This window comes from Paenibacillus cisolokensis, from assembly GCF_050481165.1.
Taxonomy (GTDB): Bacteria; Bacillota; Bacilli; order Paenibacillales; family Paenibacillaceae; genus Paenibacillus_AH; species Paenibacillus_AH cisolokensis.
The window spans coordinates 1-5,596 of the sequence record NZ_JBCNFP010000111.1; the positions used below are offsets into that span (position 1 = coordinate 1).

At 58.2% G+C, this 5,596-nt stretch carries 7 protein-coding genes; 1 reads left to right on the plus strand and 6 read right to left on the minus strand.

All coding sequences use genetic code 11. The annotated features are described in order from the left end of the window. Positions 1-65 precede the first annotated feature (65 nt). Positions 66-1,346: a Fe-Mn family superoxide dismutase gene (locus ABEV74_RS18170; protein WP_430148180.1), complete on the plus strand. Its 1,281-nt coding sequence runs from the start codon at positions 66-68 to the stop codon at positions 1,344-1,346. A 121-nt stretch (positions 1,347-1,467) separates the two neighbouring features. Here ABEV74_RS18170 and folE read toward each other — a convergent pair whose 3' ends face one another. The 6 genes from folE to ABEV74_RS18200 all read right to left on the minus strand — a co-directional run bounded on the left by folE (position 1,468) and on the right by ABEV74_RS18200 (position 5,470). After that, positions 1,468-2,061 (minus strand): GTP cyclohydrolase I FolE, encoded by a 594-nt coding sequence (gene folE, locus ABEV74_RS18175; protein ID WP_062496061.1) that lies wholly within the window; start codon positions 2,059-2,061, stop codon positions 1,468-1,470. Between the two features lie 45 nt (positions 2,062-2,106). Continuing rightward, positions 2,107-2,352, minus strand: coding sequence for a YneF family protein (locus ABEV74_RS18180; RefSeq protein ID WP_062496062.1), 246 nt, complete (start codon positions 2,350-2,352; stop codon positions 2,107-2,109). A 118-nt stretch (positions 2,353-2,470) separates the two neighbouring features. Then, a complete protein-coding gene (gene queG, locus ABEV74_RS18185) occupies positions 2,471-3,700 on the minus strand; it encodes a tRNA epoxyqueuosine(34) reductase QueG (protein ID WP_430148183.1) in 1,230 nt (409 codons plus the stop codon). An 83-nt stretch (positions 3,701-3,783) separates the two neighbouring features. Next, positions 3,784-4,221, minus strand: coding sequence for a ribonuclease HI (gene rnhA / locus ABEV74_RS18190; RefSeq protein WP_062496066.1), 438 nt, complete (start codon positions 4,219-4,221; stop codon positions 3,784-3,786). Positions 4,222-4,234: 13 nt separating this feature from the next. Continuing rightward, a complete protein-coding gene (gene lepB, locus ABEV74_RS18195; protein WP_430148186.1) occupies positions 4,235-4,831 on the minus strand; it encodes a signal peptidase I in 597 nt (198 codons plus the stop codon). Positions 4,832-5,047: 216 nt separating this feature from the next. Beyond that, a complete protein-coding gene (locus tag ABEV74_RS18200; protein WP_062496070.1) occupies positions 5,048-5,470 on the minus strand; it encodes a GNAT family N-acetyltransferase in 423 nt (140 codons plus the stop codon). Positions 5,471-5,596 lie beyond the last annotated feature (126 nt).

Consider the following 5,596-nt stretch of genomic DNA (forward strand, 5'->3'; position numbering starts at 1 on the left):
AAAACTTTTCACTGTCCAGATCTATAGAGAAAAGGTGTATTCCATCCTTAAGGGAGGCAGATGGCGTGCTTTTTGTATATGGACCTTACATGCCGATTCGGCTGCTGGAAGAAATTAGGTTCTGGAAAACGCAAGAACGGGAGCATACCGCCATACTCAGGCAACTGACTCCCGATCTGGAGCCGGAATATGCGTCCCTGCTGGAAGCGTGGGAACCGGTATTCGCGGAGACGGAGCGGCGGGCGGGCCTGTGGATCGACGAAGCGCTGCCGAAGGCCGGCCAGCGGTCGGAGCAGCTTGCCGGTCAGGCGGACGTGCTGCTCCATGCCTCCGCCTATCAGTCGCAGTCGTTCGTCGACCAGCTGCTACGCATGATGAACGAGAGCGCCGCGGTCGCCAACAATCCGCAAGCCCGTTCCTTTATTCTCCATGCCGTGCGCGAATCAACCTATTATCTCGGCATGATGGAGGCTCACGAGCAAGTGCGGCGGCAGACGGACGCGGCGGACGGGAGCCCGTATGACAGCGGCGGCGATGCGGAGACGCTTGAATTCGGGACGGCGGACGGGCCGTTTCGAAACGGCGGCGCTCCGGAAGCGAGCAGCGCTCCGGAAGCGAGCGGCGCTGCGGATGCGAGCGGCGCTGCGCAAGCCGAAGCCGGCGGGGAAGAGCCCCGTTCCGACGCGCCGCCGGAGGAGGACGGCCGGTCGCCGGTCGAACAGGTGCCGATCGGCGGACATACGTTGCCGCCGCTCCCTTATCCCTATCATGCGCTCGAGCCCCATATCGACGAGCAGACGATGCGCATTCATCACGACAAGCATCATCAAAGCTACGTCGACGGACTAAACAAGGCGGAGAAAGAGCTGCAGAAATCCCGAAGGACCGGCAATTTCGATCTCGTCAAGCATTGGGAGCGGGAGCTCGCCTTCAACGGCGCCGGCCATTACCTGCATACGCTGTTCTGGAACGTCATGTCGCCGCACGGCGGCGGCAGGCCGAGCGGAGCGCTTGCCGAGCAGTTGAAGCGGGATTTCGGCAGCTACGATGCGTTCAAAAAGCAGTTCAGCGAAGCGGCCGGTAAAGTCGAAGGCGGCGGCTGGGCGATACTCGTCTGGAGCCCGCGCAGCCGGCGGCTGGAAATTTTGACGGCCGAGAAGCATCAAAACTTGTCGCAGTGGGACGTTGTTCCGATCCTCCCGCTCGACGTATGGGAGCACGCCTATTACTTGAAGCATCAGAACAAGCGCGACGATTATATCAAGGACTGGTGGAACGTCGTCAACTGGCCTTACGTAAGCGAACGCTTCGCAGAAGCCAGCCGTCTCCAGTGGAAGCCGTATTAAAACATCCCTTCGCGGCGCCTCCATCGCGCAACGGCTGGAACGGCAAGAGACCCCTGTCCGTTCCCGACAAACGACAATAGCCCCCTTGTCTGTTCCCGACAAGGGGGCCGCAATGGGAAAATTATTGCTTCAGCAGCGCCAGAAATTCCGAACGCAGCGCTTCGTTGCTGCGGAATTCTCCGCGGACCGCGGAGGTGACCGTCTTGCTTCCCGGCTTCTTCACGCCGCGCGCGCACATGCACAGGTGCTCGCCTTCCACGACGACCATGACGCCGTGCGGCTGCAGCGACTCCTCCATGATGTCCGCAATCTGCGAAGTAATGCGCTCCTGCACCTGCAGCCGGCGCGAGACCGCTTCGACAAGCCGGGCAAGCTTGCTCAGGCCCGCGATTTTGCCGCTCGGGATGTAGCCGATATGCGCTTTGCCGAAGAACGGCGCCATATGATGCTCGCACATGCTGTAGTATACGATATCGCGGACGATGACCAGTTCCTCATGCTGCTCGTCGAACGACACCCCGAGCACGTCGCGCGGGTTGACGCCGTACCCGGCGAATATTTCTTCATACATGCGCGTGACGCGGGCCGGCGTCTCGAGCAGCCCTTCGCGTTCCGGATCTTCGCCGATCAGCCTCAAAATCTCTTTCACATGATACTCGATCTGTTTGCGGTTTTCGTCAACCGACGGATTGACGTAATCTTTCACCCCAGCCATGTCGTTTCACTCCTTCTCGCGCGGAAGACGCTCCGCGCGCGCCGGCTATTTCCGGCCGCCGAAGTGGCGGTTGTGCCGGCCTCCGGTATTTTTATTCAGCAGTTGCTGAGCTTTGGCCATCTGTTGTTTGTTCAGATTGTATCCCATCTGCTTGGCCATCTTCTGCAGCGCCTCGGGATCGCGCTGCATTTTTTCCAGCTGCTTGCGCAAATAGAATACGCCGCCGACAAAACCGCCTACCGCTCCGACGATCAGCGTCAGAACCGGAATAACAATATCCCAAGCCGACATAATTCTGATTCACCTGTCCTTTGTTCTTTCGTTTCCGGCTTGCACCAGCCATAATAGCACTTATCATAGCATGCGAACGAAGCATGCGCAATTGCTCCGCATGTTCGTCCGCTTTCCGTTAAGACTTTCCTTCCTTCGCTCTCCCGGCCCCGGCGGCAGGCTCCGGCGTCCTTACCGCCGTCAGCGCGCGCATAATCGCCGCCCGCGCTTCTTCGTCCGCTTCAGTCTCGAGCGCGTCGGCAAGCGCCGCCTCCGCTTCGGCGCCGCCGATCCGACCGAGCGCCCAAGCGGCCGTGCCGCGCAGTACGGGGCGCGGATCGTTCCGCAGCACGCTGATGAGCGCCGGGACCGATTCCGCATCCCGGAAATTGCCGAGCCCGATCACCGCATTGCGCTGAATCGGCTTCTTGCCGCGCCATGACGATGCGCTGTCGCCGTATGTTTCCCGGAATTCCCGGTTGCTCATCGTCAGCAGCGGCACGAGCAGCGGCTTTACCTTTTCCGGATCCGGCTGCAGCTCCGGCTGATGGGTCCAGTTTTTGCCCCGGTTGACCGGACAGACGATCTGGCAAGTATCGCAGCCGTACAGCCGGTTGCCGATTTTGCGCATCATGTCTTCGCTGACCCAATCCTTCGTCTGCGTAACGAACGAGATGCACTTTTTGGCATCGAGCTGTCCGGGTCCGACGAGCGCGCCCGTCGGGCAGGCGTCGATGCACTTCGTGCATGAGCCGCAGCTCTCGGTTACCGGCTCGTCAGGGGGGAGCGGCAAATTCGTAATCATCTCGCCCAGGTAGACCCACGAGCCCCATTCCGGCGTAATGATCGACGCGTTTTTGCCGCTCCATCCGATGCCGGCGCGCTCGGCAACCGCGCGGTCGACCAGCGCCCCGGTATCGACCATGCTTTCGGCCCGCAGCTCGGGAACGCGTTCGCGCAGCCACGCCTCCAGACGGGCCAGCCGGTCGCGCAGCACATGGTGGTAATCCAGTCCCCATGCCGAGCGCGAGATAATCCCTCTGCGCGCCCCCGGCTCCGACTTCGGCGGATCCTGAAGCTTCGACGGATACGCGATGGCGATAGCGATAAGCGATTGGGGACGGTCGAACAACAGCGAAGGATCGGTCCGCTTGTCGAGATCGGGCTCTTCGAAGCCGGATTCCCGTCCCGCCTCCCGGTGCCGCAGCAAAATGTCTTTCAACGCGCGGAACGGTTCCGCGGACGCGATCCCGATTTTATCGATGCCAAGCGAAGGCGCGGCCTGCTTCATCTCTTTCGCCAGCGATTCCCAAAATTGCCGGCTTCGGACCGGCGCCTCGCCGTTATGGCCGCCATTCGTATCGCTCATGCCGCTCACCTCCTTGTCATCCGGCGTCCTCAGCGCAAGACTCCCCCATGCAAGGGAATAAGGCAGCCGATTCGCTTCCCATTCTAGGGAAGCCGCTTGATCGCTTCTCTTGCCAATTCGTCGCAGCGGTTGTTCCATTCATTATCGCTGTGCCCTTTTACCTTTACATAGTCGACGTTATGAATTTGCATCTGTTCCCACAGTATTTCCCACAGATCGCGGTTTTCGACCGTCTGGCCCTTGCTGTTTTTCCACCCGTTGCGAAGCCAGCCTTTAATCCATCCTTGCTTGAAGCAATTGACGACATAAGCGGAATCGCTGTACACCGTTACCCGGCAAGGTTCCTTCAGCAGCTTCAGCGCCTCGATCACCGCCCGGATTTCCATCCGGTTGTTCGTCGTCGACTTCTCTCCGCCCGATATTTCCTTCCGGTGGCTTCCGTAGAACAGAATCGCTCCCCAACCCCCGGGTCCCGGATTACCCGAGCAGGCTCCGTCGGTATAGACGACGACTTCTTTCATATCGAAACAGCTCCTATAACGAACTTATTTTGTCGATCGGCCACAATATGAAATCCGCCCTTCCTTTTATCTTTTCCAGCGGCACGACTCCGAACGTTCGGCTGTCACGGCTCGCCCGGGCATGGCGATTGTCTCCCATTACGAAATAGCTTCCGTTAGCAACGACGACCGGGCCGTAATCCATGTCCTCGATTTTCGAATCCGTATACGGCTCGATCGCCAGCTCGCCGTTGCGGTACAGCTTGCTGTCGCGAATTTCGATCGTATCCCCGGGCATGCCGACGATCCGTTTGACGAGCAGTTCTTTTCGCCCGGCAATGTCCGTCGGGTCTTGTAAAATGACGATGTCCCCGAGAGCGGGGCGGCCGACGATATAGGCAAACTTGCTGATAAACAGCCATTCCTTGTCCGCGAGCGTCGGCTCCATCGATTGCCCTTCCACCGTCGACAGGTTGAATACGAAATAATGGAGCATCAACACGATCGTCACCGCAATCGACAGCGTCTTCAGCCAATCCGTCAACCAACGTACCCACAGACCGTGAGCGGCCGATCCGGACGATGCGCGCTCCGAATCGCGCTCGGGGCGGTCGGAGAACGATCCGTTCATGCGTTCCCCTCGCTTTCGCTATCATTTATAAAGGTCTGACGTTCCTCCCACCATCATATATAAAATCGCTAACGGAAACCACCCCAAGATGACCGAAGCGCTGACAAGACAAAAAAAGCATATCCGGGACGCCATCATCAATAAGCGTCCAAGATATGCGCAAACCGGCTTCTCCCGCCGCGGGACAAGCGCTTCTCCGCCCGGGAAGAGCGACGTTCAGCCGGCAACAATGCTCAGCTTTTGGAATGAATAAAAAAAATCGTCGGCCGCGTAGCCCATCGATTCGTAAAAGGGCAGGTACGGCACGTTGTGCTCGTCCGCCGTAATCATGATCCTCGTCACTTTACGTTGCTCGAAACGTTTCCTGAGCGCCCGGATCAGCGACTTTCCGATGCCTTTGTTCCGATGATCGGGATGTACCGCCACCCGATAGTAGTACCCGCGCTGATTATCGATCGTCCCGATAATCACCCCTGTAATTTCCGACTGGTTGAATGAAACAAGCACGAGATCGCTATCCCATGACAATTGCCGCGCGAAAGCTTCCATCGTCTGATCGAAGCATTCCGCCGAAAGAACCGTTTCCAGAAGCTCCGTTACCGGCCGGTAATCGGAAAGTTGGAAGGAACGAACGTTCATGCGAGCAAACCCCTTCTCTAATCGCTTGTCAAAGAATTGATAAATTAAGAAATACGACAAAAATTGACGAATTCCTGCTTAAATCTTAAAAAAGCCTTAAAAAGTTCACTAGCGTTGCATCAAACA